The sequence below is a fragment of the Streptomyces sp. NPDC005955 genome (assembly GCF_042871255.1).
Classification (GTDB): domain Bacteria; phylum Actinomycetota; class Actinomycetes; order Streptomycetales; family Streptomycetaceae; genus Streptomyces.
Map to the genome: position 1 here is coordinate 260295 of NZ_JBIAIF010000002.1, position 25931 is coordinate 286225.

Annotated in this window: 21 protein-coding genes and 2 tRNA genes; 4 read left to right on the top strand and 19 right to left on the bottom strand. The window is 73.9% G+C overall.

The features are described from left to right. Nucleotides 1–30 precede the first annotated feature (30 nt). The 5 genes from ACFYOU_RS06515 to ACFYOU_RS06535 form a co-directional block, all read right to left on the bottom strand. A complete protein-coding gene (locus tag ACFYOU_RS06515; protein WP_385487569.1) occupies nt 31–276 on the bottom strand; it encodes a hypothetical protein in 246 nt (81 codons plus the stop codon). Between the two features lie 64 nt (nt 277–340). After that, nucleotides 341–1219, bottom strand: a complete 879-nt coding sequence (locus ACFYOU_RS06520; RefSeq protein ID WP_389763070.1) for a YceI family protein — start codon at nt 1217–1219, stop codon at nt 341–343. A gap of 216 nt (nt 1220–1435) precedes the next feature. Beyond that, a complete protein-coding gene (locus tag ACFYOU_RS06525; protein ID WP_391303932.1) occupies nt 1436–3970 on the bottom strand; it encodes a ComEC/Rec2 family competence protein in 2535 nt (844 codons plus the stop codon). Next, nucleotides 3967–4875 carry a helix-hairpin-helix domain-containing protein gene (locus ACFYOU_RS06530; protein ID WP_391303933.1) on the bottom strand — a complete coding sequence of 303 codons (909 nt, stop codon included), beginning with the start codon at nt 4873–4875 and terminating at the stop codon, nt 3967–3969. Before ACFYOU_RS06530 ends, ACFYOU_RS06525 begins: the two co-directional genes overlap by 4 nt. A 108-nt stretch (nt 4876–4983) precedes the next feature. Next, nucleotides 4984–6426, bottom strand: a complete 1443-nt coding sequence (locus ACFYOU_RS06535) for an amidase (protein ID WP_391304217.1) — start codon at nt 6424–6426, stop codon at nt 4984–4986. A 119-nt stretch (nt 6427–6545) separates the two neighbouring features. Between ACFYOU_RS06535 and ACFYOU_RS06540 the strand changes: the two genes are divergently transcribed. Continuing rightward, the gene (locus ACFYOU_RS06540; protein ID WP_391303934.1) at nt 6546–7187 is read left to right on the top strand and encodes a TetR family transcriptional regulator C-terminal domain-containing protein; all 642 of its coding nucleotides are present in this window, start codon (nt 6546–6548) and stop codon (nt 7185–7187) included. On the opposite strand, the gene ACFYOU_RS06545 is transcribed toward ACFYOU_RS06540, so the two are convergent. The 3 genes from ACFYOU_RS06545 to leuS all read right to left on the bottom strand — a co-directional run bounded on the left by ACFYOU_RS06545 (nt 7184) and on the right by leuS (nt 12061). After that, nucleotides 7184–8053 (bottom strand): DegV family protein, encoded by an 870-nt coding sequence (locus ACFYOU_RS06545; RefSeq protein ID WP_391303935.1) that lies wholly within the window; start codon nt 8051–8053, stop codon nt 7184–7186. The genes ACFYOU_RS06540 and ACFYOU_RS06545 overlap by 4 nt on opposite strands. An 80-nt stretch (nt 8054–8133) precedes the next feature. Continuing rightward, nucleotides 8134–8874 (bottom strand): hypothetical protein, encoded by a 741-nt coding sequence (locus ACFYOU_RS06550; RefSeq protein ID WP_389763080.1) that lies wholly within the window; start codon nt 8872–8874, stop codon nt 8134–8136. A 232-nt stretch (nt 8875–9106) separates the two neighbouring features. Then, nucleotides 9107–12061, bottom strand: a complete 2955-nt coding sequence (gene leuS / locus ACFYOU_RS06555) for a leucine--tRNA ligase (protein ID WP_391303936.1) — start codon at nt 12059–12061, stop codon at nt 9107–9109. A gap of 854 nt (nt 12062–12915) precedes the next feature. Between leuS and ACFYOU_RS06560 the strand changes: the two genes are divergently transcribed. Together ACFYOU_RS06560 and ACFYOU_RS06565 are read left to right on the top strand one after the other, a co-directional pair. Next, nucleotides 12916–14118, top strand: coding sequence for a cytochrome b/b6 domain-containing protein (locus ACFYOU_RS06560; RefSeq protein ID WP_391303937.1), 1203 nt, complete (start codon nt 12916–12918; stop codon nt 14116–14118). Continuing rightward, nucleotides 14115–15743, top strand: a complete 1629-nt coding sequence (locus ACFYOU_RS06565; protein ID WP_391303938.1) for an NADH-ubiquinone oxidoreductase-F iron-sulfur binding region domain-containing protein — start codon at nt 14115–14117, stop codon at nt 15741–15743. Before ACFYOU_RS06560 ends, ACFYOU_RS06565 begins: the two co-directional genes overlap by 4 nt. Before the next feature lie 171 nt (nt 15744–15914). On the opposite strand, the gene ACFYOU_RS06570 is transcribed toward ACFYOU_RS06565, so the two are convergent. The 8 genes from ACFYOU_RS06570 to ACFYOU_RS06605 form a co-directional block, all read right to left on the bottom strand. Continuing rightward, nucleotides 15915–15987: transfer RNA gene (locus tag ACFYOU_RS06570), tRNA-Ala, on the bottom strand. 124 nt (nt 15988–16111) lie between these two features. Further along, nucleotides 16112–16345 (bottom strand): hypothetical protein, encoded by a 234-nt coding sequence (locus ACFYOU_RS06575; RefSeq protein ID WP_255951692.1) that lies wholly within the window; start codon nt 16343–16345, stop codon nt 16112–16114. A 487-nt stretch (nt 16346–16832) separates the two neighbouring features. Then, a tRNA-Ala gene (locus ACFYOU_RS06580) sits at nt 16833–16905 on the bottom strand. A 90-nt stretch (nt 16906–16995) separates the two neighbouring features. Then, complete coding sequence (locus tag ACFYOU_RS06585) at nt 16996–17676, bottom strand: histidine phosphatase family protein (protein ID WP_389763087.1); 681 nt, start codon at nt 17674–17676, stop codon at nt 16996–16998. After that, nucleotides 17673–18131, bottom strand: coding sequence for a ribosome silencing factor (rsfS, locus tag ACFYOU_RS06590; protein WP_391303939.1), 459 nt, complete (start codon nt 18129–18131; stop codon nt 17673–17675). Before rsfS ends, ACFYOU_RS06585 begins: the two co-directional genes overlap by 4 nt. Nucleotides 18132–18279: 148 nt before the next feature. Further along, nucleotides 18280–20310 (bottom strand): LytR C-terminal domain-containing protein, encoded by a 2031-nt coding sequence (locus ACFYOU_RS06595; RefSeq protein WP_391303940.1) that lies wholly within the window; start codon nt 20308–20310, stop codon nt 18280–18282. 16 nt (nt 20311–20326) lie between these two features. Continuing rightward, the gene (nadD, locus tag ACFYOU_RS06600) at nt 20327–20953 is read right to left on the bottom strand and encodes a nicotinate-nucleotide adenylyltransferase (RefSeq protein ID WP_385487542.1); all 627 of its coding nucleotides are present in this window, start codon (nt 20951–20953) and stop codon (nt 20327–20329) included. A 132-nt stretch (nt 20954–21085) separates the two neighbouring features. Then, nucleotides 21086–21247 carry a hypothetical protein gene (locus ACFYOU_RS06605; protein ID WP_385487540.1) on the bottom strand — a complete coding sequence of 54 codons (162 nt, stop codon included), beginning with the start codon at nt 21245–21247 and terminating at the stop codon, nt 21086–21088. 286 nt (nt 21248–21533) lie between these two features. Here ACFYOU_RS06605 and ACFYOU_RS06610 point away from each other — a divergent pair, with 286 nt between their 5' ends. Further along, nucleotides 21534–22679 (top strand): M48 family metalloprotease, encoded by a 1146-nt coding sequence (locus ACFYOU_RS06610; RefSeq protein ID WP_391303941.1) that lies wholly within the window; start codon nt 21534–21536, stop codon nt 22677–22679. Between the two features lie 4 nt (nt 22680–22683). Here the strand turns inward: ACFYOU_RS06610 and ACFYOU_RS06615 are convergent, their stop codons facing one another. The 3 genes from ACFYOU_RS06615 to ACFYOU_RS06625 all read right to left on the bottom strand — a co-directional run bounded on the left by ACFYOU_RS06615 (nt 22684) and on the right by ACFYOU_RS06625 (nt 25852). Beyond that, nucleotides 22684–23757: a hypothetical protein gene (locus ACFYOU_RS06615; RefSeq protein ID WP_391303942.1), complete on the bottom strand. Its 1074-nt coding sequence runs from the start codon at nt 23755–23757 to the stop codon at nt 22684–22686. A gap of 90 nt (nt 23758–23847) precedes the next feature. Then, entirely contained in the window at nt 23848–24438 is a 591-nt protein-coding gene (locus ACFYOU_RS06620; protein ID WP_391303943.1) for a hypothetical protein, read from the bottom strand. A gap of 109 nt (nt 24439–24547) precedes the next feature. Further along, on the bottom strand, nt 24548–25852 hold the full coding sequence (locus ACFYOU_RS06625; RefSeq protein ID WP_391303944.1) for a glutamate-5-semialdehyde dehydrogenase: 1305 nt from the start codon (nt 25850–25852) through the stop codon (nt 24548–24550). Nucleotides 25853–25931: the final 79 nt, after the last annotated feature.

Genomic DNA, 25931 nt, shown 5'->3' on the forward strand with positions numbered 1-25931 from the left:
CACGCACCCGGTGGACACCGCCCGCGCCGGCTAGGGCTCCTCCCGCCAGCCCTCCCACTCGGCGGCGAAGTCATCCAGCCCCCGCGGGTCGAGGCGGCCCTGCGGGTCCTCCACCACCACCAGCCACTGCGCGTCCTCGGCGTCGTCCTCGCCGGCCAGCGCGTCCCTCACGAGTTGCGGTTCCTCCAGCACCCCGAACCGGTCGCGCAGCGCCTCGGCGGCTTCCTCGGCGGCGTCCCGGTCGGGCAGCACCAGTACGTGTCTCACATCGCTCACCCCGTCATTGTCCGGCACGGTCGCGGACGGGATCGTCGGCGTCCCGCGGGGCGGGGTCGGGTGGTCAGCCCTTGGGGACGATCTGGATGTCGAGCGTGATCTCGATGCTGGGTCCGACCACGGCGATCCCGCGGGCGAGCATTGTCTGCCAGGTGATCGTGAAGTCGTCGCGGTGCAGTTCGGTGACCGCCCGGCAAGCGGCCCGCGGCTCGCCCTCCATGCCGTTGCCGAGGCCCAGGTACTCCGTGTCGAGCGTCACCGTCCGCGTCACGCCGTGCAACGACAGCGCTCCCGTGACGTTCCAGCGGTTGCCGCCCCGGTGCGCGAAGCGGTCGCTGTAGAACTCCAGGGTCGGGAAGCGTTCGACGTCGAGGAAGTCCGCCGACCGCAAGTGGTCGTCGCGCATCCGGACGTTGGTGTCGATGGACGCGGCGTCGATCACCACGTGCAGCGCGGACTCCTCCATCCGTTCGCCGATCCGCAGCGCGCCCGCGAAGGTGTTGAACCGCCCGTGGATCCGGGCCATTCCGATGTGCCGTGCGGTGAACCCGATGGAGGAGTGCGCGGGTTCGACCGTCCAGTCACCGGCCACGGGCAGGGGCTGGGGCGGTGCGGGCTGGAGCAGCACGTCACCGACCGATGCGTGCGCCCCCTCGCCCACCGTCGCGCTCCCCCGGTACGGCGTGTAGCCCTCCGCGGCCACGGCCATCCGGTACTCGCCCGCCGGCACCGTCGCCACGAACTGTCCGTACGGATCGGTGCCGCCGCTCACCACCACGCGCCCGGCGGGGTCGGTGACCGTCAACTCGGCCCTTCCCACGGGCTCGTTCACCACGTCGAGCACCCGGCAGCTGAGCGCTCCGGCGGACGGGGGCACCGTCATCGCCGAGAGGGGACCGCCCCGTCGTGCGTTCCTGCGGTTCCCCAGCCAACGGCCCAGCATTCCCGATACCCCCCACGGTCGCGCAACATCGTTCGACGTTCAATCGGCACAGCATTCGACCACCTTCACTGCTTGCGAAGCAAACGCACCGCACATCGCCCGGCCCGCCGCTCCCCCGTCGCCCACTCAACCTCCCTGGCCACCAACGCACTCACCACCTCACCCTGACGCGACCCCCCGTCCACCCAGCGTTCCCATACGCAACGCTCGCAACGGTCAACCCGCTGTGACCACTCCGGCCGAACCGTCCTCCGTACCGACCACCGCCACGGAACCGTCGCGGTCGGTGCGCAAGACCCTCGCCCCGGTCGCCCGCAGCGCCGCGACCGTACGAGCCGAGGGGTGTCCGTACGGGTTGTCCGCACCGCAGGAGATCAGCGCCAGCCGCGCACCGGTGCGACCGAGCAGTTCGGGGTCCTGGAACGCCGACCCGTGGTGAGCCACCTTCAGCACGTCCACCCCGGCCGTCCGGGCACCCAACGGGCCGCTCGCCAAGGCCCGTTGACCCGGCGGTTCCAGATCCCCCAGCAACAGCATCCGCAGGCCCCCGCTGCGCACCAGCACCGTCACGCTCGCGTCATTGGGGCCGAACGGGACCCCCGGGCCCCCGGCCACCGACGGCCCGAACGGACCCGGCTCGGCGCTGTCCCCGGGACCCGGACCCTGGGGCCACAACACCTCCCACTCGACGGACCCGGTGCGCCGCCGCTCACCCGCGACGGGACTCCGCAGGGGCACCCCACCGCCCGCTGCGACCCGCCGGACCATGGCGGCCTGCGCCACCGGCTCCGCCAGCCCCGTCGTCTCGATCGCCCCCACCGCCCGGCCCCGCAACACCCCCGTGAGACCGCCCACGTGATCGGCGTGGAAGTGCGTCAGCAGCACGAGCGGAACGCGGGTGATCCCGAGGGAACGCAGACACGCGTCGATCCGCTCGGGGTCCGGCCCGGTGTCCACGACCACCCCCGTGGCGGTGCCCGCCGCCAGCACCAGCGCGTCCCCCTGACCCACGTCGCACATGACGAGCCGCCAGCCGGGCGGCGGCCAGCCGGTGACCCACCGGGTGAGCGGCACCGGGCGCACCACCGCCAGGACCAACGCCACCGTGCACAGCAGCGCCAGCCACCGGTGCCGCAGCAACCACCGTCCGACCCCCAGGGCACCGAGCGTGACCGCCACGAGGAGCAGCGCACCGCGCCAACCGCCCGGCCAGTCGACCGACCCCCCGGGCAGCGCCGCCCCGGCCCGGGCGATCCGGGCGATCCACTCCACCGGCCAGCCCGCGCACCAGGCCGACGCCCGGGCGAGCGGCATCGCCACCGGTGCCGCGACCAAGGCGCCGAGCCCCAGCACCGTGGCGGGCGCCACCGCGAACTCGGCCAACAGGTTGCACGGCACCGCGACCACGCTGACCCGCTCCGCGAGCACCACCACCACCGGCGCGCACACCACCTGGGCGGCGGCCGATGCGGCGAGCGCTTCGGCCGGGCGGCCCGGCACCCCTCGGCGGCGCAGCGCGGCGCTCCAACCGGGCGCCAGGGTCAGCAGCGCCCCCGTCGCCAGGACGGACAGCAGGAACCCGGGGCTACGGGACAACCACGGGTCGTACAGCACCAGCAGGAGCACCGCCGCGGCCAGCGCCGGGAGCAGGGACCTGCGGCGCCCGGTCACCATCGCCAACAGGGCGATGCCCCCGCACGCCGCGGCCCGCACGACGCTGGGCTCCGGCCCGCACACCACCACGAACCCGAGGCTCAGCCCGGCGGCCAGGAACGCCGTCGCCCGCAACGGGATCCCGAGCCTCGGCGCCAAGCCGCGGCGCTCCGCCGACTGCGCGGTGCCCGGCGGGCCGATCAGCAGCGCCAGCAGGATCACGAAGTTCCCCCCGCTGACCGCCAGGAGGTGCGTCAGATCGGTCGCCTCGAACGCCTCCCGCAGATCGGGTCCGACCCGCGAGGTGTCGCCCACGACCAGTCCGGGCAGCAGCGCCCGTGCGTCGGGGCGCAGCCGGGAGGTCGCCGCCCGCAAGCCACCGCGCAGGTCCCCGGCGAACTGCTGCACCGCTGACGGGCCCGCCACCGTGACCGGACCGCGGCGCCCGTCCACCCGTACGACGGCCGCGATGTCGACCCGGCCGCCGTACGGCGGCGACAGCCGTCCCTCGACCCTGAGCCGGGTGGAGGGCAGCACCGACAACCAGCGCTGCGGCGCCCGGTCCGCGTCGACCGTCACCAGGACCGGGGTGCGGGTGCTGGTCGCCGTCCCGTCCCACCGGTCCACCCGGACGACCCGCGCGTCCATCAGCACCAGTGGGGGTGGCGCACCGCCGCTCGACGCCCGTGGCCGGGCCCGTCGGGGGTCCGCTGTCACCTCCACCTCCAAGGTCGCCGCCGCGTGCCGGTCCGCGAGTTCCGGTACCGGGCCGCGCCGCAGGTCGGCCGCGTGCAGGGTCGCCGTCCCGGCCGCCGCCGCCACGCACAGCAGCAGTGCCGCCCCGGTGACCGTCGCGCCGACCCGGTCCCGGCCGGCGCTTCCGGTGGCCGCCCGTCGTCGGGCGGTCAGCAGGAGGCCTGCCGCGCCGAGCACCGCGCCCGCCGCCACGGCCACGGACCCACCCGGGGGGACGCCCAGCGCCAGTGCGGTCGTCCCCCAGACCGTGAGGGCGACGGGCACCAGGCGCAGGTCCGTGCCGGCCCCGGCTCCCGTCGCCCCGGTCGGCGGGGGTGCAGGGCCGGGTGCGGGGGCGTTCACGGCTGGACCAGGTCCTTCAGGTTCGCGAAACGGCGGTCGCCGATTCCGGTCACCTCACGGAGCTGCTCCACGTTCCGGAATCCACCGTGTGCCGCCCGGTGGTCGATGATGCGTTGGGCCAGCACGGGGCCGACGCCGGGCAGGGCGTCGAGTTGCGCGGCGGTCGCCGAACTCAGCGAGACGGGTCCGGCGGCCGGGCCACCGGCTCCGGGCGGGGCGGCCGGACGCAGGGAACCGGCCGGGCCGGCTCCGAGCGGGGCATCCGTGGGGGCACTGCTGCCGTGCGTGGCGGCGGCGCCCGGGGCCGGGGAGCGGGCGCCCACGACGACCTGTTCCCCGTCCACGAGTAACCGCGCCTGGTTGAGGCCGGTCGTGTCGGTGCCCGGCCGCACCCCGCCCGCGGCGCGCAGTGCGTCCGCGACCCGGGCGCCGAGGGGCAGCCGCAGCAGCCCGGGCCGCCGCACCTTTCCCCCGACGTCGACCACCACCTGCCGGCCGCCCCCGCCCACCCGACCGGCCTCCCCGGCAACGGCCCCTGCCCCCGTTCCTGTCCCGGTTCCGGCGGGCGTCGGAACCGGGACCGGGGCGGGCCGCTCCGGTGGTGCCGGACCGACCGCCCGGGGGATGCGCACGGGCTCCGGACGTCCGGTCCGGTAGTGGTGCACGGCCAGGCCCACCGCGAGCAGCAGCACGACCGTCAGCGCGACGAGCGCCCGCCCGTGCACGGCGCACCGGGCCCGGAGCCAGACGGGGAGGCGTTCCCGTACGAACAGCGCGACGCGCTGACCGCGTCCGGCGGCCCGCTCCCCCGGCACCGGTGGGGCGGGGGCGCCCGACGGGCCGTCGTGGGTGGCGGGTCGGGCGAGGGGGTGGGCGAGGGAGCGGGAGGGAGATCGAAGGGCCATGTGCTCGACGGTAGGTGTCCCGCCCGATCCGGGATGATCATGGTCAAAATCCGTGGAACAGCCGGTAGTTGTGGATAACTCGCTCACCCTGACGAGGGATTCCAGCGACTACCGATTGACGTTCGAGGGTGCAGCACCCCCGCGCGGATCGACCGGTGCGAGGACGCCGAGTCGGTCCTCGATCGCCTGCGCCGCGTCCAGGCACAGGTCCTCCCGGAACGCGCGCCCGACGACCTGCACTCCGGAGGGGAGCCCGTCGGCCGTCCCGGTCGGTACGGCCACCCCGGGCACGCCCACGAAACTGGTCACGGTGCACAGGCGCATCCCCGACGCGACCCGGTCCCGGCCCGCCCGGTCGCGCGACTCCAGCCCCGGCTCGACCGGTGGTTCGGTGAAGACCGGCCCGAGCAACAGCGGGTACGCGTCGAGGAACGCGGCCCAGGAGCGGCGGATGTTCGTCCAGGTGCCCAGCAGCCCCACCAACTCGTCCGCACTCGCCGGCGGCGTCTGCTCCATCGCCATCCCGAGGTAGCGGTCGCCGCCCTCGCCGAGCAGTCGGCGCACCACCGGCCAGGTCGGGGCGAACTCGGTCATCGCGATCCGGCCGTACGCCTCCAGGGCCTCGTCCAGCCGGGGCACGTCCGCCACCTCGTGCACGTCGTAGCCGGCGTCGCGGAGGGCGTCGGCCGCGGTCGCGACGGCCCGGCCGACCGTGGGGTGGACGCCGTGCCCGCCGGGGTCCGTCACGACCGCGACCCGCACCGGCCCGGGAAGCGGTTCGCCGTAGGCGGGTACCGGCACGGCCCGCGGGTCACGGGGATCGGCCCCGGCCAACACCTCGTAGGCGAGCCGGAGATCGCTCACGCTACGGGCCAACGGGCCGTCGGTGACCAGCAGCTGGGAAGCCGGCCCGGGGTCGTCCGGGCCGAGGACGCGCTGGTCGGCGGGGAACCGGCCGGTGGACGGCTTCAGCCCGGCCACGCCGCAGAACTGGGCCGGAACGCGTACCGACCCGCCGGAGTCGTTGCCGAGCCCCAGCGCCGCCATGCCGGTGGCGACGGCGACCGCGTCACCCCCGCTGGAGCCGCCCGGGGTCCGACCGGCGTCCCAGGGGTTGACCGTGTCGCCGAACAGTTCGCTGCGCGTGTGCATCCCCGCCAGGATCAGGGTGGGCACGTTGGCGTGCCCGATCGGGACGGCCCCCGCCGCGCGCAGCCGGGCCACCGGGAGCGCATCGGCCGACGCCACCAGGTCCCTGAAGCGCGGCGTCCCGAAGGTGGTCGGCACGCCTTCGACCGCGGTGGTCTCCTTCACCGTGAACGGCACGCCCGCGAGCGGGCCCAGCGTTTCGCCGGCGGCCCGCCGCCGGTCCGTCCGCGCCGCGGCCTCGCGGGCGCGCTCCGCCAGGAGTTGCGTGACCGCGTTCACCTGCGGGTTGACCTCGGCGATGCGGTCCAGGTGGCTGTCGATCAGCTCGACCGCCGAGACCTCCCCGCCGCGCACGGCCTCCGCCTGCGCGGTCGCCGACCGTTTCCACAGGGCGTCCTGCATGACGTCCCCCTCCTCGTCCAGGTACCGATGCACTTGCATCGGTACCGTACCCGCGAAAGCGATGCGCTCGCATCGAATAAAGTGAACGGTCCCGGCCGCAGCACGCGAGGAGACGAGACATGCCCAGGCAGGTGGACCACGCGGGACGACGCCGCCTCATCGCGGAGGCCGTCTGCCGGCTCGCCGACGAACGGGGGCTGGAGGGCGTGACCCTGCGCGACGTCGCCCGTCGCGCACAGGTGTCGATGGGCGCCGTCCAGCGGTGCTTCCGCACCAAGGAGGAGATGCTCGTGTTCGCCCTCGGGCACATCGGCGAGCAGGTCAACGAACGGGTGCGGGCCCGGCTGGTCAGGGGCCCCGCCCAGTCGGCCGGCACCGCCCTGGGCCATGCGGCGACCGAAGTGTCCCTGCTCCGGGAGGAGCACCGCGCCGAGGCCCGGGTCTGGCTCGCCTTCGTCGCACAGGCGGCCGTCAACGAGGCGCTCGCCAGCACCCTGAAGGCGAACTACGCCGCCTTGCAGGAGGCGTTCACCCGACTCATCGCGGAAGCCGGCGAGGACGCCACCGGCGCACCCGACAGCGACACGGACGGGAACGACGTGCGCCCCGATCCGCGGCTCGACGCCCGCACCCTGCTGGCCCTCGCGGACGGCCTCACCGCGCACGTGCTCATCGGCCACCTGACCCGTCAAGAGGCCCAGGACGTGCTGCACGCGCACCTGGCCGGTCTGTGGGAACGACCGGTCCGACCGCCCCGTTAGGCGGGGCGGTCGTTCCCACAGACCGCCGAGACCACGACCGCCAGCAGCCCGGGCCCGGTGTGCGCCCCGATCACCGCCCCGACCTCGCTGACGTGCATCTCGCCCAGTGCGGGGACGCGCCCGCGCAGCCGCTCGGCCAGCGCCGTGGCCTTCTCCTCCGCGGCGAGGTGGTGCACGGCGATGTCGGCCGGCCCGACGGCGGCCGCGCGTTCCACCGCCAACTCCTCCAGCCGGGCGATCGCCTTGGCCGCCGTACGGACCTTCTCCAACGGCTCGATCCGCCCGCCCTCCAACTGGAGCAGCGGCTTCACGGCGAGCGCGGAGCCGAAGAGGGCCTGTGCCGCACCGATCCGCCCCCCGCGGCGCAGGTAGTCGAGGGTGTCCACGTAGAAGTAGGCGGAGGTCCCCTCGGCGCGCTTCTCGGCGGCGGCCACCGCCTCGTCGACGGAGGCGCCCGCCGCGGCGGCCTCGGCGGCGGCCAGGGCGCAGAAGCCCAGCGCCATGGCGATCATTCCGGTGTCGACGACCCGGACGGGCACGGGCGCGGACCGGGCGGCGAGCACGGCGGCGTCGTACGTGCCGGACAGCTCCGAGGAGAGGTGCAGGGACACGATGCCCGAGGCTCCGGCGGCGGCGACCTCGCGGTAGGTGGCGGCGAACTCCTCCGGGCTCGGCCGGGAGGTGGTCACGGGCCGGCGCTTCTGGAGGGCCTCGGCCACGGAGCGGGCCGAGATCTCGGTGCCCTCCTCCAAGGCGCGGTCCCCGAGGACCACGGTCAGGGGCACCGCGGTGATGTCGTGCTGACGCATCGCCCGCTTCGGCAGGTAGGCCGTGGAATCGGTGACGATGGCGACATGGCGGGACATGGGCTGGAGGTTACCTGTCGGGGCGTGGGGGCGGCAGTCCGGGCCGGGCCCGCCGCCCGGGGGGTGCGGTGGGCGGTGGGTCAGGTGGTGCTTTCCGGCCGCGGCTTCTTCTCCCACGTGTACGGGGGCGGCGGGGTGCTCGGCGCGAGGGACGGCCGGGACCGCTCCTGCCCGGCGGGGCGCTCCGGTCCGGCGGACCGCTCCTGTGCGGCGGGGCGGACCGGGTCGGGGGTCGCGGTCGGTTGCTGCGGGGCGGCGGACGCCCCCGGGGACGGCTCGGTCGTCCAGTGCCGCAGGGCGCCGGCCTCCATGTCGATCTGGAGGCTCAGGGAGTCGAGGTCGTCGTGGGCGAAGCGGTGGGCCCGGTCGCGGGCGGCCCAGCGCAGGGAGTCGGCGGAGTTCACGATCTGGTCGGTGCGCTCGCGCATCTCCGGCAGCACCGCGACCAGCTTGGACCGGTCGGGCTCGCTCTCCAGCCGCTTCAGCTCGTGGTCCAGCTCGTGACCGTGCGTGCTGAGACGGTCGAAGAGGGCGAGCGACTCCTTGAGCGACTCGTCCTCGCCGACGCCCGCCTGCAGCGCGTCCTGCGTGGCGCGCATGGACGTCCGCAACTTGAGCCGCAGCTGCGCCAACTCGGCGGCCGGACCGATCTGCGTGTAGGACTTGGCCTTGAGCGTGGTGTCCTCCACCGTGCGCCGCGCCTGGTTGATCGTACGGTCCACTCCGCGCTTGGCGGCACCGACCACCTTGACCACCGCATAGGCGCCCACCGCCACCAAGAGCACGCAGAGCAGCACCACGATGGCGATCAGGGCTTCCATGACGGTCCTCTCGCGGTCCTGTACGACTCTCCACGGTAAACGCTAAACGCCGCCCGGGGGTTCCCTCTTCTCCCCGGCGCCACCCCGGGGGATTCCCTTAGGTGACGCCCCGTACGCACGAGGAGCCCCACGGGTCCCGTACGGAGCGGTCCGCCCCCGAGGAGAGTGTCCCCGGAGACGGACCGTTCACACGGGCGGGTCGGGCGGCCGTGCGACGACCGCCCGCACCGGATCACGCCGGCACGATGTTGACCAGCTTCGGCGCGCGCACGACGACCTTGCGGATGTCGGCGCCGCCCAGCGCGGCCCGCACCTTGTCGTCGGCGAGCGCGACGCGCTCCAACTCCTCGTCGGAGATCGACGGGGGCACCTCGAGACGGGCCTTGACCTTCCCCTTGACCTGGACCACGCAGGTGACGGTCTCGTCCACCAGGTAGGCGGGGTCGGCGACCGGGAAGTCCCGGTGGACGACCGAGTCGGTGTGGCCGAGCTTGCGCCACAGTTCCTCGGCGACGTGCGGGGCCAGCGGGGCCACCATGAGCACCAGGGATTCGGCCACCGGGCGGGCAACCGGGCCGGACGCCCTGGTCAGGTGGTTGTTCAGCTCGGTGATCTTGGCGATGGCGGTGTTGAAGCGCAGGCCCTCCAGGTCCTGGCGGACCCCGTCGACGGTCTTGTGCAGGGCGCGCAGGGTGTCCTCGGCGGGCGCCCCGTCCGTGACGGTGACCTCGCCCGTCGCCTCGTCCACGACGTTCCGCCACAGCCGCTGGAGCAGCCGGTACTGGCCGACGACCGCACGGGTGTCCCAGGGACGGGACACGTCCAGGGGGCCCATGGCCATCTCGTACAGGCGCAGGGTGTCGGCACCGTACTCGGCACTGATCTCGTCCGGGGTGACCGCGTTCTTCAGGGACTTGCCCATCTTGCCCAGCAGCCGGCTGACCTCCTCTCCCTGGTGGAAGAAGACGCCGTCGCGCTCCTCGACCTCGGCGGCCGGCACCGCGATGCCCCGGGCGTCCCGGTACACGTACGCCTGGATCATGCCCTGGTTGAACAGCTTGTGGAACGGCTCGGGCGCGGAGACGTGCCCGAGGTCGAACAGGACCTTCGACCAGAAGCGGGCGTACAGCAGGTGCAGCACCGCGTGTTCGGCGCCGCCGACGTACAGGTCGACGCCACCGGTGGGCATGCCCTCGCGCGGGGACATCCAGTAGCGCTCGATGTCGGGGGCGACCAGCTGCCGGTCGTCGTTCGGGTCCAGGTAGCGCAGCTCGTACCAGCAGGAACCCGCCCAGTTGGGCATGGTGTTGGTCTCGCGGCGGTACGCGCGCGGGCCGTCGCCGAGGTCCAGGGTGACGTTGACCCAGTCCGCGTTGCGGGACAGCGGGGTCTCGGGCCGGGTGTCCGCGTCGTCCGGGTCGAAGGTGCGCGGCGTGTAGTCGTCGACCTCCGGCAGTTCCAGCGGCAGCATCGACTCGGGCAGCGCATGAGCGACGCCGTCCTCGTCGTAGACGATCGGGAAGGGCTCGCCCCAGTAGCGCTGGCGGCTGAACAGCCAGTCGCGCAGCCGGAAGTTGACGGTGCCCTCGCCGATGCCCTCGCGCTCCAGCCACTCGGTGATGCGGGCCTTGGCCTCGGTGACGCCCAGACCGTCCAGGCTGATGTCCGCGCCGGTGGAGTTCACCAGCTTCGCGTCGTAGGAGGCGAAGGCGTCGTCCCAGGTGGCGGGGTCGGTGCCGCGGCCGTCGTCGGGCTCGACCACGCAGCGGATCGGCAGCTCGAAGGCGCGCGCGAAGGCGAAGTCCCGGGTGTCGTGGGCGGGCACGGCCATGATGGCGCCGGTGCCGTAGCCCATGAGCACGTAGTCGGCGATGAAGACGGGGACCTGCTCGCCGCTGACCGGGTTGGTGGCGTACGCGCCGGTGAAGACGCCGGTCTTGTCCTTGGCCTCGGCCTGGCGCTCGACGTCGGACTTGGCGGCGGCCTGCTTGCGGTAGGCGGCGACGGCCTCGCCGGGCGTGGCGTGACCACCCGTCCAGATGTCGTGGGTGCCCTCGGGCCAGGCGGCCGGGACGATCCAGTCGACCAGGTCGTGCTCGGGCGCCAGCACCATGTACGTGGCCCCGAACAGGGTGTCCTGACGGGTGGTGAAGACGGTGATGACGTCGGCGCCGGGGGCGGAGCCGGTGCCGCCCGCGACGGCGCCCGTGACGGCAGCGGGCGCGGAGCCGTCCACGGCGACGGGGAAGTCGACGCGGGCGCCCTCGGAGCGGCCGATCCAGTTGCGCTGCTGGAGCTTGATCGCCTCGGGCCAGTCCAGCCCGTCCAGATCGCTCAGCAGGCGGTCGGCGTAGGCGGTGATGCGCATGTTCCACTGGCGCAGCTTGGCCTTGAAGACCGGGTAGTTGCCGCGCTCGGAGCGCCCGTCGGCGGTGACCTCCTCGTTGGCCAGCACGGTGCCCAGGCCGGGGGCCCAGTTGACGGGCGCGTCGGAGGCGTACGCCAGGCGGTAGCCGCTCAGGACGTCGGCGCGTTCCTTGGCGTCCAGCTCGTGCCAGGCGCGGCCGTCACCGGGTACGGCCCGCTCACCGCTCTCGAACTGGGCGATCAGCTGGTCCACGGGGCGGGCCTTGCCGGCCTCCTCGTCGTACCAGGAGTTGAAGATCTGGAGGAAGATCCACTGGGTCCACTTGTAGTACGCGGGGTCGATCGTGGCGATCGAGCGGCGCTGGTCGTGGCCCAGTCCCAGGCGGCGCAGCTGGCGCTTCATGTTGTCCATGGCCGCCTCGGTGGACACCCGGGGGTGGGTGCCGGTGGCGACCGCGTGCTGCTCGGCGGGCAGGCCGAAGGCGTCGAAGCCCAGCGTGTGCAGGACGTTGTGGCCGGTCATGCGCTGGTAGCGGGCGTACACATCGGTGGCGATGTATCCCAGGGGGTGTCCCACGTGCAGTCCCGCACCCGAGGGGTACGGGAACATGTCCATGATGAACTTCTTGGGGCGCGCGACCAGGTCGGGGTCCCCGGCCAGGTCACCGCTCGGGTTGGGCGCCTCGTAGGTGCCCTCGGCCTCCCAGGTGTCCTGCCAGCGTGCCTCGATGTCGGCGGCCAGGGCCGCCGTGTAGCGGTGCGGAGCGGCTGCCTCCACGGCGCTTTCCGCGGTGGCGGGGGAAGAATTCGTCTCGCTCATGATCCCTAAAGCTCCATCGATCGTCATCTGCCTGCGGTCGGCGGCCCGTTCACGGTGCGGCCCGTTCACAGTGCGGCCCGGAAACGAAAAAACCCCTCGCACAGGAGGGGGCGCCGCGCTGATGCCGACCGGATCCGTCGTCCGTCGGGACTGATCAGCGCGGCCCGCTAAGCAGAAGGCGTACGGCACGCATGGCGTCAGGGTACCGCAGGCCCCGTGGGGGCGCCCACGGCACCGGGCCGGTGAGGTCACTCCCGGGGCGCGGCGCCGGGTGGAGCGGGGGGCGATCCGCGAGCCGCCCCGCGGGAGCCGTTGCGCACGGGCGTGGGAGACGGCTCATCCGGGCATGGGAAGCGTCTCAGGGAGCCGTCGGGGACGGACCGCAGGAATCGGACGGGCGCCGCACCGGCCCGTGAGGGCACGTTCGGCCGGAATCCGGGCCGAAGGGGACGAGGGGCCACCGGCCAGGCGGATGCGCGTGAGAGGGACGTGAAGGTTCCGTGAGCCCATCCACACCCAGAGCTTTGGCCAACGGTTACTCCGCGTATCTCCACCTACCGGGACAACCGCCGGATCAAACTCCCCTTCGGTCACAGGGCAATAACTCGAACCCCGTACGCCTCGTGTCGGAGCCGACCTAGAGTGCCGCAGCGGGACCACTTTGCCGCGCCCCTGGGAGTCGCCCCATGAACCCTCCGAACCCTCGCCCCCGCAGTCCTCTCCGTCCCCTCAGCGCCCGCCCGGCTCGCGGCCCCCGTGGGGGAGGCCGCAGGAGAAGGGCGACCAGCAGGAGGAAGGCGCCCGTCGGCCCTCCGCACTCCTGGACGAGGGGAGGTGCGACGGCGGGCCTGCTGTTGCTGGCCCCTCTCCCCGTCGTCGTCGGGGGCGAGGAGTTCCGCGGGTTCGTCGACTTCGCCGCGGGCGTGCTCTCCCTGGTCGCGCTCACCTGCTCGGTGATCTGGGGACTGGTCGCCTCCGACCGCGTCTTCCTGAACCCCCGTCAACGACTGCTCGCGCAGGCCGTCCACCGGACGACGGCGGTCGCGTCCGTCGCGTTCCTGCTGCTGCACGCCACCGTCAAGGTCGCCCTCGACCACACGACGCTCCTGGCCGCCCTGGTCCCCTTCAGCCTCGGAGCGGGCGGCACGGCCGGACTGATCGGACTCGGCTCCCTGGCCGCCCTGCTGATGATCGCCACGGCGCTCACGGGCGCCCTGCGCAGCACCTTCGCCTCGCCGGCCCCGGTGGCCGCCCGCTGGCGCGCGGTGCACGCGCTGGCGTACCCGGCCTGGTGCGCCGCCCTGCTCCACGGACTCTTCGCCGGGCGCCCCGCGGCGGGCTGGGTGACGTTCCTGTACGGCACGAGCCTGCTGGCCGTGATCACGGCGATCGGGCTGCGTGCGGCGCCCGGCGCGGTGAAGCGGAACGTCACCGACCGGGTCCTCGCCGCTCTCGGCCCCCGCCCGGACGCGCCCGAACGCCCGCCCCGCCACGACCGCGACGGATCGCCGCTGCCCGGCGGCGGTCCGGCCGCCCGGGCGTTCACCGGCGTACGGGACCCGTACGGCACGGGGCGGACCGGGGACCTTCCGGGGCCCGGCCCGGCGCTCGACCGCCACGGAGTTCCCCCGCTGCCGCTGACCGCCCCCTCGATCGGCGGCGGGGTCCACGCCACCGCCGGCTCCGGCCTCGGCATGGCCGCCGCCTACCGTGCGGTGTCGCCGCAGCCGGACGGACCGGCGCGGTGGCCGGTCCCCTCGCCCGCGCCGCCCGCCGAAGCCCCGCGGCCGGCCCGCGAACCGCTCGACGTCACGCCTCCGGTGGACGTCACGGCCCCGCTGGACGTCACGGCCCCGCGCGGTGCGCAGACGTCGGGCACACCGGGCGACCCCGTACGCCCCCTCCACCCCGCGCACCCCACACGCCCCGTGACCGAAGCGCCTCCCGGCCCCTTCCAGGCCGCCCCGCGCTCCGGCGAGCCCTGGGGCTCCCCCGCCGCGCCCCCCGCGCCCACCGCCCCCGCAGGACCCGCAGGACCCGCCGGGGGGCAGCAGTGACGGGCGGCGCGGGCCTGCCCGACGTGCCCGAGGTACGGGTCGTGGGGCTGCCCCACCTCACCTCGGGGTTCGACCTCGTGGAACGGCTCGACCTCGGGACGCACCTCAAGGTGCACGGCCCGCTCGCCCCGATCGGCGGTGAACGACTCGCCGCGCTCGCCGAGCGGATCGCCCTGCGGGGGCGCGGCGGCGCCGGGTTCCCCTTCGCGCGGAAACTGCGCGCGGTCGCCGACTCGGCGATCCGCCGGGGCGTGCGCCCCGTGGTGGTCGTCAACGGCAGCGAGGACGAGCCCGCCTGCCGCAAGGACACCGTCCTGCTCAACCGGGCCCCGCACCTCGTCCTGGACGGCGCCCTGCTCGCGGCGGAGGCCCTCGGGGCGCGCGCCCTCGTGGTCGGGGTGACCAGGGAGTCCACCCAGCGGTCCATGGAGCATGCCCTCGCCGAACGCGGGCTGTCCCAGCGCAGGGGCGCACCGCTGCGGGCCCGGGTGCAGCGCAACCCGGTGCGCATGGTGACCGGCGAGTCGTCCGCACTGATCCGCTCGGCGGACGGCGGCCCGCCGAAGCCCCCGGGGCGCAAGGTGCGCGCCTCGGAAGCCGGGGTGGGCGGGGCACCGACCCTGCTGTCCAATGCGGAAACGTTCGCGCAGCTCGCGGTGGCGGCCCGCACGGGCGCCGACCGGTACCGCGCCACGGGACTGCCCGACGAGCCGGGAACGGTCCTGCTCACCCTGTCCGGCGCGGTCGCCCGGCCGCTGGTGCTGGAGGTTCCCTCGGGCGTGCCGCTGAGCTACGTGCTCCAGCTGGCCGGTGCGCCGCCGCTGCTCCAGGGCGTGTTGACCGGTGGTTACCACGGCCGGTGGTTGGACGCCCCCACCGCGCACGAGGCGGTGGTCGCCCGGGCCGCCCTCGACGCGGTGGGCGGGGCGCTCGGGGCCGGGGCCGTGCTCCCCCTCGGCCGGGACACCTGTCCGCTCGGCGAGGCCCTGCTGGTGGCCCGCTGGCTGGCGGGCGAGAGCGCCGGGCAGTGCGGTCCCTGTCACCGGGGGCTGCCGGCCGCGGCACGGGGTCTGGAGGACGTGCTCCAGGGCGGCGGGCCGACGGCCCTGGAGGCGTTGCGGCAGGTCACCCGGGCCGTGAAACGACGGGGTGCGTGCCAGCACCCGGACGGCTCGGCCGCGTTCATCGAGTCCGCCCTCACCGCGTTCACGGACGATCTCGCCGCGCACGTGCTGGGCGGCGGCTGCGGCCGTCCGGTCCGGGCGGTGCTGCCGCTCCAGGCGGTCCGCGAGGGGGCGTCGGGGAGCGGCGGCGACGCGGGCCCCAGCGGACAGCGCCTCGCCGTCGACTGGACGCTCTGCCAGGGGCACGGGCTGTGCGCCGACATCGTGCCCGAGCTGATCCGGCTGGGACCCGACGGCTACCCGTCGACGGCCGAGGTGTCGGTGCCGCGCCACGCGCAGTCCCGGGCGGTGCGGGCGGTGCGCCGGTGTCCGGCGTTGGCGCTGCGCCTGGAGGAGGACCCGGCGGGCCCGACGGGCGCCGCGGGCCGGTCGGTGCTGCCGGTGCTCCCGGCCCGGCCGCCCGGTCGGGGCCGGCACGCCCTCGGCGGCGGACCGGACTGAGTGGTTGCGGACCGGGCTGAGCGGTTGCGGCCGGCGCGGGCCTTCGCGGGCGCGGCCCCGGCCGGGTGACGAGTGCGTCGGGCGTCTCGGGCACGTCGAGCACGTCGGACACGGGAAAGCGGAAGGTCCCGCCCGTTCGTGACGGGCGGGACCTTCCGCTTCAACTTCCTGTGGAGCTAAGGAGAATTGAACTCCTGACCTCCTGCATGCCATGCAGGCGCTCTACCAACTGAGCTATAGCCCCGTGCTGTGCGCTCCGGGTTCTCCCCGGCGGCGACGCCAACATTAACGCCCCCCGAGCCGGTTCACCAAATCGGTTTCCGACCGCCCTGATCAGGCAAGGGACGGTCGGAGCCGAGCGGGCCGGCTCAGGCCGTGGCGAAGGAGTAGAAGCGCTTCAGGGTGCAGTGCTCGTCCAGCAGACGGCCGTAGATCGGCTCGCCCTCCAGTTCCCGGTACGTCTCGATCGGGTCGCCCTTGATGATCAGCGCCCGCGCGCACTCCTCGCACCAGTACTGGTAGTCGGGGTTGACCGGCTCCATGTCACGGACGATCGGCGTGCCACCGCCGCACCAATCACACTTGCGCCTGTGTGCGCCCATCGATCAGCTCCGGGCGCGGCTGCGGGCCGCGCGCACGAAGGAGCTCCCGAGGTGTTCGCCGGACGTCCGGGCGAGGGGGGCGACACCGGGGGGCGGGCCGTCGGGACGGGTCCCGGTCGAGGGTTCCGGAAGCGCTCCGCGCCCGGGTGGCATCCCCAGGGCGAGAGGGCGGTCGTCCCCCTCGCGGATGCTCGAAGGCATCGCTTCTCCCTCCCGTCGGGCCGCGTCCCCATCCGGCCGCTTGATTCTGCCACGGACGGGCCGCCGTGGTCAGCGACGCATGCGTACCGGTCCGGACACGGCGCGCCGCGCCGCGCGCCCCGGGCGGCGCACGGACGTGCAGGCGAGCGCGCCCACGGTACGGACGCCGCGAACCGTCCGTCGCCCCAACGGGGTTCGCGCCGCCCCCCGGTCCGTGCCCGGCCCCGGCGACGACAAACGGGATCGGCCCCTCCGCGTTTCCGCGGAGGGGCCGATCCCGTTCCTGTGGAGCTAAGGAGAATTGAACTCCTGACCTCCTGCATGCCATGCAGGCGCTCTACCAACTGAGCTATAGCCCCGCGCGTTCTTCCCGCCCGGCGGGCTGAACAAGAAGAACTTTAGCCTGCGGGCGGCCGGAAAGTGAAATCCGCAGCCGGTCGCCCGAGCGGTCAGTCGTCGTCGCCCAGCACCGGCTCGGGCAGGGTGCCCGCGTTGTGCTCCAGCAGGCGCCAGCCCCGCGCACCGCGGCCGAGCACCGACCAGCAGCAGTTGGACAGGCCGCCGAGGCTCTCCCAGTGGTGGGCGTCGAGGCCGAGGAGGCGCCCGATGGTGGTGCGGATGGTGCCGCCGTGGCTGACGACGACCAGGGTGCCGCCCTCGGGGAGCTTCTCGGCGTGGTCGAGGACGACGGGCGCGGCCCGGTCGGCGACCTCGCTCTCCAGTTCCCCGCCGCCCCTGCGGACGGGCTCGCCGCGCTTCCACGCCGCGTACTCGTCGCCGTGGCGCTCGATGATCTCGTCGTGCGTGAGCCCCTGCCAGACGCCCGCGTAGGTCTCGCGCAGGTTCTCGTCGTGCGTGACCGTCAGACCGGTGAGGTTCGCCAGCTCGGTGGCCGTGGTGGCGGCGCGCTTCAGGTCCGAGGCGATGATCGCGTCGGGGTCGAGCGAGGCCAGCAGCCGGGCGGCGCGGCGCGCCTGGAGCACGCCCGTCTCGGTCAGCCCGATGTCCGTGGTGCCCTGGAAGCGGCGCTCCAGGTTCCACGCGGTCTGGCCGTGCCTCCACAGGATGATCCGGCGGGTGCTCCCGGACTCGGAGAAGGGCTTGAGGTCCGTCCGGCTGGAGGCGCTCATCGCAGTTCCCCACCCAGCTCGCGCAGCTCGCTCGCCTCGTCGGCGGCCTGCTGGCGCTGCGCGTGCTCGGCGGCCTTGCCCTTGGTCGCCTGCGCGTCGGCGGGGAGTTCGATCTCGGGGCAGTCCTTCCACAGCCGTTCCAGGGCGTAGAAGACGCGGTCCTCGCTGTGCTGCACGTGGACGACGATGTCCACGTAGTCGAGGAGGACCCAGCGGGCCTCGCGGTCGCCCTCGCGGCGGACGGGCTTGGCGCCCAGCTCCTTGGCGAGCCGCTCCTCGATCGCGTCGACGATCGACTTGACCTGGCGGTCGTTCGGCGCGGAGGCGAGCAGGAAGGCGTCCGTGATCGCCAGGACGTCGCTGACGTCGTAGGCGATGATGTCGTGGGCGAGCTTGTCGGCCGCTGCCTGGGCGGCGGCGGAGATCAGCTCAAGGGCACGGTCAGTTGCGGTCACTGCGCGGCTTTCGTTCGATGGTCGGTACCCCTCAAGCGTCTCACGGACGGCGGACCGTTAATCAAACGATTACCGTCCGTCACCGGGGCTTGACGGACCCGGTCCGTCGGGCCCGCCGCGCCGGGTCCGGACCCGGCGCGGCGGTGCGTCAGCCCTGCGGGGCCTGCGGCTCGTAGTCCTGTCCGAGGACGACCTCGATCACGGCGTTGCCCTCGACGGTGCCCTTCTTGACGGCCGATGCGGGCAGACCGAGCGTCTTGGCGACCTCGCCGGCCTCCTGCTCGCGGGCGGCGTCCCCGTAGACGACCCGGGTGGTCGGTGCGGTGCTCCCGCCCTTGCCGCCGTCGACGACGGTGTAGCCGCCGTTGACGAGGGCGACCCGGGCGGACTCGCCGGCGTCCCCGGTGCCGCTGGCGTTCCGGACCCCGACCCGTACCGCATCGCCCTCGGCGGGGGCCTTCACGGTGCCGCCGAGCAGGGGCTTGACCACCGCGGTGGTGGCCTCGGCGGCCAGCGCGCCCCCGGACTCGACGGGGAGCAGGGCGGTCTTGTAGTCGCCGCCCTTGGCCCGGTCGGAGAGCTTGGCGAGGAAGGCGCCGAGGTCCGGCGCGGTCAGCGACGGGTCGAGGATCTGGGCGAGGGACTCCACGGTGACCGTGGCGGCCTTGGTGTCCGAGGAGATCTTGCGCAGGACGCCCTGCATGACCTGCCCGAAGCGGGCGAGCTGGGCGTCCTGCGCTTCCCCGGGAGCGCGGTGGGTGGCGTAGGCGACGGCCATGGCGCCGCTGAGGGTCTGCTGTTCGCCCTTCCTGACGAACGGGGTCTGGCCCTTCTTGGCCTTCTCCGCGGGGACGTCGGCGTCCGTGTCGATGTCGATGTTGCCGACGAGTTCCACCAGGTTGCTCAGGTAGGGCGTGTCGATGCGCCAGGTGCCCTCGATGCTGGTGCCCAGGAGGGTGTCCACGGATTCGCGGGTGCCGGTGGAGCCGTCGTCGTCGACGGACTTGGCGAGGGTGGTGGAGGTGCCGTCGTCGGCGCTGACGGACAGCGTGTTGGGCAGCAGGATGGTGCTGCCCTGCTTGGTGGTGGTGTTGTCCACCAGCAGCGCGGTGGAGGTGCCGCCCTTCTTGGTGTGGTGCAGGTGGACGAGGACCACGTCGCGCTTCTGCGGCCCGCCGGCCGGGCCGGTGGCGGACGGGTCGTCGTCACCGGAGAGTCCGGGCAGCTTGCCGGCGAAGCCCAGGTAGCCGAGGGTGCCGACGACGACCAGCGCGAGGACCACGCCCAGGGCGACGACCCGCCCCCGGGCCCGGCGCTTGGCCTCCTCCCGGCGCTCGGTGCGGTTCTCGGTGAACGTGAGCCAGTCGATGACGTCCTCGGGGTCACCGTCCGGTTCCTCGACGAAGGCGAACTGCTCGGTGCGGTAGTCCCGTTGCCCTTCGGTCCCGGCGGAGCCGCCCTGACCGTCCCGCTCGTCGCCGTCGTCGCGTCCGTCACCGGTGTCACGGGCCGTCTGGGCGGGTACGGGGGCCACGGCCTCGGCGGCGTACCCCTGGTCGGGCGCCGCGGCCTGCGGCGGGACGTACGCGGTCTGCTCGGCGGTCAGGGCCGTCCCCGGGTCCGCCTGCGGCTGACCGTATGGGTCGGGGGAGGCGTACGGGTCGTGCGGGGCGTACGAGGTGACGGTGCCGTAGCCGGCCTGGTCCACGCCGGACTGGTCGTACCCCTGGGCGCTCGTGCCGTACCCGTCGTACGGGGGCTGCTGGACGGCGTACGGGTCGTACCCGTAGCCCTGGGCACCGGGGTCGACCTGGCCCTGGGGGGTGGCGTACCCCTGCGCCGGGTCGTACGCGGCGGCGGTGCCGTAGCCCTGCGGGGTGCCGTAGTCCTGAGGGGTGCCGTAGCCGTCGCCCGCGACGCCCTCGAAGTGCGGGGCCTGTTCGGTGCCGTACCCGGTGGAACCGTCCGAGGCCCCGTACGGCTGCGGGGTGCCGTACGGGGCCTCGGGCGGGACGCCGTAACCGTCGCCGTAGCCCTGTCGGGACGGGGCGGGGTCCTGGGACCTCTGTTGGTAGACGGGGCGGCCGTACTCGTCGTAGCCGGCGAGTTCGTAGCTGGCGAAGCCGTCGCCGCCCTCGGAGTGCTCGGGTCCGCCGTAGCGATCGTCTCGGCCGTTCACAGCTGTGCCTCCCGGCTCAGTCGCCGCGGTACAGGTCGCGCTTGTCGATGTAGCGCACCACGCCGTCGGGCACCAGGTACCAGACGGGGGCGCCCGCCGAGACCCTCGCACGGCAGTCGGTGGACGAGATGGCGAGGGCGGGGACCTCCACGAAGGAGACGCCGCCCTCGGGGAGTCCGGGGTCGGTGAGGGTGTGTCCGGGACGGGTGACCCCGATGAAGTGTGCCAGGGAGAACAGCTCTTCCGTGTACCGCCAGGTGAGGATCTGGGCGAGCGCGTCGGCTCCGGTGATGAAGAAGAGGTCCGCGTCGGGGTTGAGGGCCCGCAGGTCACGCAGGGTGTCCGTGGTGTACGTGGGGCCGCCGCGGTCGATGTCGATGCGGCTCACCGAGAACTGCGGGTTCTCGGCGGTGGCGATAACCGTCATCAGATAGCGGTCCTCGGCCGGCGACACCCGGGTGTCGCTCTTCTGCCAGGGCTCCCCGGTCGGCACGAACACGACCTCGTCCAGGTGGAACTGCGCGGCGACCTCACTGGCCGCCACGAGGTGCCCGTGGTGGATCGGATCAAACGTTCCGCCCATCACGCCGAGACGGCGCTTGCCGCTGTTCGTCCGGCCGGTAGGCATGTCCTGCTCTCCCATGCGTGCAGACCCTACCGGCCCGTACGGAAGGTCCGGACGGCCGGACCGGTCGAGCGGCGACGTCCGGCCGTGCGGTGGCGTCCGGCCGTGCGGTGGATCAGCGGGCCGGCGGTCGGGGCGAGCGCGCGCGGGTCAGCGGTCCCGGTTGAAACGGGTCGTGATCCAGAGCAGCAGGAGCAGGACGAAGAGCGCTCCGCCACCCACGACGAACGGGTTGATGCTCGCGTAGGGGCCGTGGTGCTCGCCGCCCGAAGCCAGGGTGACCAGCGGGGCCGCGGTGCTGTGCAGACTCATCTTCGGAGGACCTATCCGGAGGGGGAACGGGCTGGAGACGGGGTGCCTCCGAAGCCATCGTAAGCGTGGCGTAAAGCGTCGTCGCGGGAGGGCCGTGCTTACGCCGGTCCGCGTCGCCCCGGCGGACCGCCACCGGAGGTCACCGCCACGCACCCGGTGACCCGTCAGCACCCGCACCCCTAGGGTGGGCCGGGCCCGCGGGGACGCGCGGAGGGCAGCAGGACGGCCGGGAACCCGGGCGGACGGTCGCGCGTTCCCTCGATGACCACGCAGACATGGGGGCGTCATGACGGACGACAACAGCAACGGCACCGGACAGCAGCCGAACGGCCGTACGCCGGAGGGGAATCTCCCCGGGCGCACGCGCCGGCGGTTCCCGGGCATCTCCTCCCGGGCCTACGAACACCCGGCCGACCGTTCGGCCCTGGTGGCGCTGCGCAAGCTCAGCGGCTTCGACACGGTGTTCAAGGCCCTGAGCTCGCTGCTGCCCGAGCGGAGCCTGCGGCTGCTGTTCCTGTCGGACTCGGTCCGGGTCTCCGACGCCCAGTTCTCCCACCTCAACGACATGCTGCGGGACGCCTGTTACCTCCTGGACCTGGAGAAGGTCCCCTCGATGTACGTCAGTCAGAACCCCCAGCCGAACGCGATGTGCATCGGCCTGGACGAGCCGATCATCGTCGTGACCACCGGCCTGGTGGAGCTGTTGGACGAGGAGGAGATGCGGGCGGTCGTCGGCCACGAGGTCGGCCACGCCCTGTCCGGGCACGCGGTGTACCGCACGGTCCTGCTGTTCCTGACGAACCTGGCGCTGCGGGTGGCGTGGATCCCCCTGGGCAACGTCGCGATCATGGCGATCGTGACGGCGCTGCGGGAGTGGTTCCGCAAGTCCGAGCTGTCGGCGGACCGCGCCGGGCTGCTGGTCGGCCAGGACCTCCAGGCGTCGATGCGGGGCCTGATGAAGATCGCGGGCGGCAACCACCTCCACCAGATGAACGTGGACGCGTTCCTGGCGCAGGCCGAGGAGTACGAGGCAGGCGGCGACCTGCGGGACTCCGTCCTCAAGATCATCAACGTGCTGCCCCGCAGCCACCCCTTCACCACCGTCCGGGCCGCCGAGCTGAAGAAGTGGGCCGAGTCCCGGGACTACCAGCGCCTCATGGACGGCCACTACCCGCGCCGCGACGAGGACAAGGACACCTCGGTCACGGAGTCCATACGGCAGTCCGCCTCCGCGTACGCGAGTGACGTCCGCGACTCGAAGGACCCGCTGATGAAGCTGGTCACCGACCTCGCGGGCGGCGCCGGTGACCTCGGGGGTCGGGTCCGCAGCAAGTTCGGCGGCTTCGGCGCCGGCAAGGACACTTCCGCCTCCGCCGCCCAGGACGACGACGGGGAGGCGGGCTCCAGCGGCCGGACCGGCACCAGCGGCTGACGGCTCAGCCGGCGCGGGGGAGCTTCGGTTGCGCCCCCGCGGCCAGGGTGCCGCAGAGGTTGGTGACACTGCCCGTCGCGTACGGGTCGGTGCCGCGCGGCGGCGCCGGGTCGACGCTCTCGCCCGCGAGCAGCGGCTGTAGCTGGTCCGCCCAGCCCGTGCCGCAGGCCAGCGGCCCGGCCTGCGTGGCGGAGGTCACCAACTCCGCCTGGTGACGCCGTAGGTCGTCCCGGTCGAAGTGGAACGACAACTGCCGACGGACGGTGAAGAGCGAGGACTCGGCCGGCCCCCCCCGGGCGGGCCGGACCGCGTACACGAAGGTGTGGTCGCTGACGACCTCCACGGTGTCCGAGTCGACCTCGACGGCCCGCAGGGTGCCCTGCACCCGGACCCGGGGTTCCGCCAGCACCGTGCGGGCGGGGTCGAAGCGGACGAGCCAGCCGGTGGCCGCGTGCAGTCCGTCGGCCAGCGGCCGGGCGAAGCTCCGGTCGAACTGCGCCAACTGGTCGGGGTCGACCAGGACGCGCACCGGCCGCACGGCCCCGCCGGTGAGGACGTCGGGGTCGAGGGAGGACTCCACGAGGTAGTCCTTGACGGTGGTCAGGGCGGTCATGACCTGACCACTGGAGAAGTTCGCGGTGCGCCGTGCGGCCGGAAGGGTGATGCCCTCGGCCCCGATCCCGAACTGCGCGGCCGGGCTGTGCCCGTACAGGTCGGCGGGCTGGCCGCCCGGGACGGCGGCGACGGGCGCCAGCGGGAGCACCGTCATCCGCAGCGACCCGGTGCGCTGCGCGGCCGGACCGCCGTGGGGCTGGCGCACCCCCAGGTAGACGGCGGTGGCGAAGGCCGCGGCGATCACCACGACCAGCACCAGGGCCTGCCAGGAGGAGCCGCGCCGGTGCAGCGGCGGCGCCCGGCGGACGGCGGGGGTGTGGTCGGTGATGCGCTCCTCGGCCGAGAACTCCTGGAGCCGGGCAGCACGGATGAACGACTCGTCGAAGACGACGGATCGGTACTCGTCATCGCCGCCGGGGGCGCCCTCGGGTGTCCCCTGCGGTGGGTTTCCTGGCCCGCCCATACCTTCAGGGTAGGTCTGAGCACGGTCCCGTAAACGCGCTGCCGTGCGACAAGTTCCCCGGAGGCCACAGGCGGCCGGAACCCTACGGTGTCAGGGGGTGCGGGGCACCGCCGAGGCCGGCGACCGGAAGCCGTCGGGGGGTGTCGCGGGCGGGGCCGAGGGGGGTGTGGACGGCCCCTGCCCCAACTCCGTGGAGCTGGGCCGCGGGGCCGGGTCCTGACGGTTCGACGCGGCGCCGCGGTAGACGGCGGCGAAGGCCAGGGCCACCATGCCCACGCCCATGGCGAGGGCGAGCAGCCAGGCGATGGGCCGGTGCCAGCGGGCGTGGCCCATGAAGGTGTCGCTGCGCCCGTAGGACTCCTCCAGGATGTCCCGGGCGTAACGGTCGTCGGGGTCGTAGCTGCGGCCCTCGCCGAAGGCGTCGAGGTCACGGGCGTCGGGGTCGTCAGCGTCGTTGTCGGGGCGCCCGCCCCGGGTCCCGGCGGGGCGGCCCTCCGCCTCGGCACGGGCCTCGGCCGCCGTGAGCAGCCGTTCCACGGCGCTCGGTTCGCGGACCGGAGCGGCCCGGATGAAGTCCTCGTCGAACACCACGGAGGCGAACTCCTCGTCCGCACCTCCGTGGTCGCGGTCGTCGGGCTCGTCGCCGCCCGGGAGCGGCGTGCCCCCCACGTCCTCCGGCACGCCTCCAGCGTAGACCCGGGGGGACGTTTTGGGCAGACCGTACCGGTGGATACCCGCCACCCCGGGGGCCGCGCGGGGCGGCCGTCCGGGGGACGGGCGGGCGGCCGCGTCAGCCGCGGACGTGACCGTCGCCGGTGACGATGTACTTGGTGCTGGTGAGTTCCGGCAGGCCCATCGGGCCGCGGGCGTGCAGCTTCTGGGTGGAGATGCCGATCTCGGCGCCGAAGCCGAACTGTCCGCCGTCCGTGAACCGGGTGGAGGCGTTGACGGCGACGGTCGTGGAATCGACCAGCTGGGTGAACCGGCGGGCCGCCGCTTGCGAGGTGGTGACGATGGCCTCGGTGTGTCCGGACGACCAGAGCCGGATGTGCTCGACGGCCTTGTCGAGGGAGTCCACCACCGCGGCGGCGATGTCGTACGAGAGGTACTCGGTGTCCCAGTCCTCGGCGGTGGCCGCCACGACGGTGGCCTTGCTGCCGGCGGCGTGGGCCGCCACCCGCGGGTCGGCGTGCACGGTAACCCCGGCCTCGGCGAGGGCGTCGAGGGCGCGCGGCAGGAACGCCTCCGCGATGTCCTGGTGGACGAGCAGGGTCTCGGCCGCGTTGCACACGCTGGGGCGCTGCGCCTTGGAGTTGACGAGGATCTCGACCGCCATGTCGAGGTCGGCCTGGGCGTCGACGTAGACGTGGCAGTTGCCGGTGCCGGTCTCGATGACCGGGACGGTGGACTCCTCGACGACCGTGCGGATCAGCGAGGCGCCGCCGCGCGGGATGAGGACGTCGACCAGACCGCGGGCGCGCATCAGCTCGCGGACGGATTCCCGGCTCTCCCCGGGGACCAGCTGGATCGCGTCGGCGGGCAGCCCGGCGCCCCCGATCGCGTCGCGCAGCACCCGGACCAGGGCGGTGTTCGACTCGTACGCGGAGGACGAGCCGCGCAGCAGGACGGCGTTGCCGGACTTGAGGCAGAGGGCCGCGGCGTCGACGGTGACGTTGGGGCGGGCCTCGTAGATGATCCCGACGACGCCGAGCGGGACCCGGACCTGACGCAGGTCGATGCCGTTGGGCAGGGTGGAGCCGCGGACCACCTCGCCGACGGGGTCGGGCAGGGCGACGACGTCTCGGACGTCGGAGGCGATGGCCCGGACCCGCTCCGGGGTGAGCGTGAGCCGGTCGACGATCGACTCGCTGGTGCCCGCCGCGCGCGCCTTGGCGACGTCCAGGGCGTTGGCCTCGACGATCTCGCGGGAGCGGACCTCCAGCGCGTCGGCGATCGCCAGCAGGGCGTCGTCCTTGGTGGCCCGGGGCAGCGGCGCGAGGTCCGCGGCGGCGGCCTTGGCGCGGTAGGCGGCGCGTGCGACCTCGGACATGTTGTCGTAGGGCGAGGGCGCGGAGAGCGGCGGGAGCGACGTCATGCCCGCAGCGTAATGCGCCGTCCGTCGGCCGTCCGGCCGTGTCCCACACCCCGAGACGGCCGTCTCGGGGCGCGGCGGG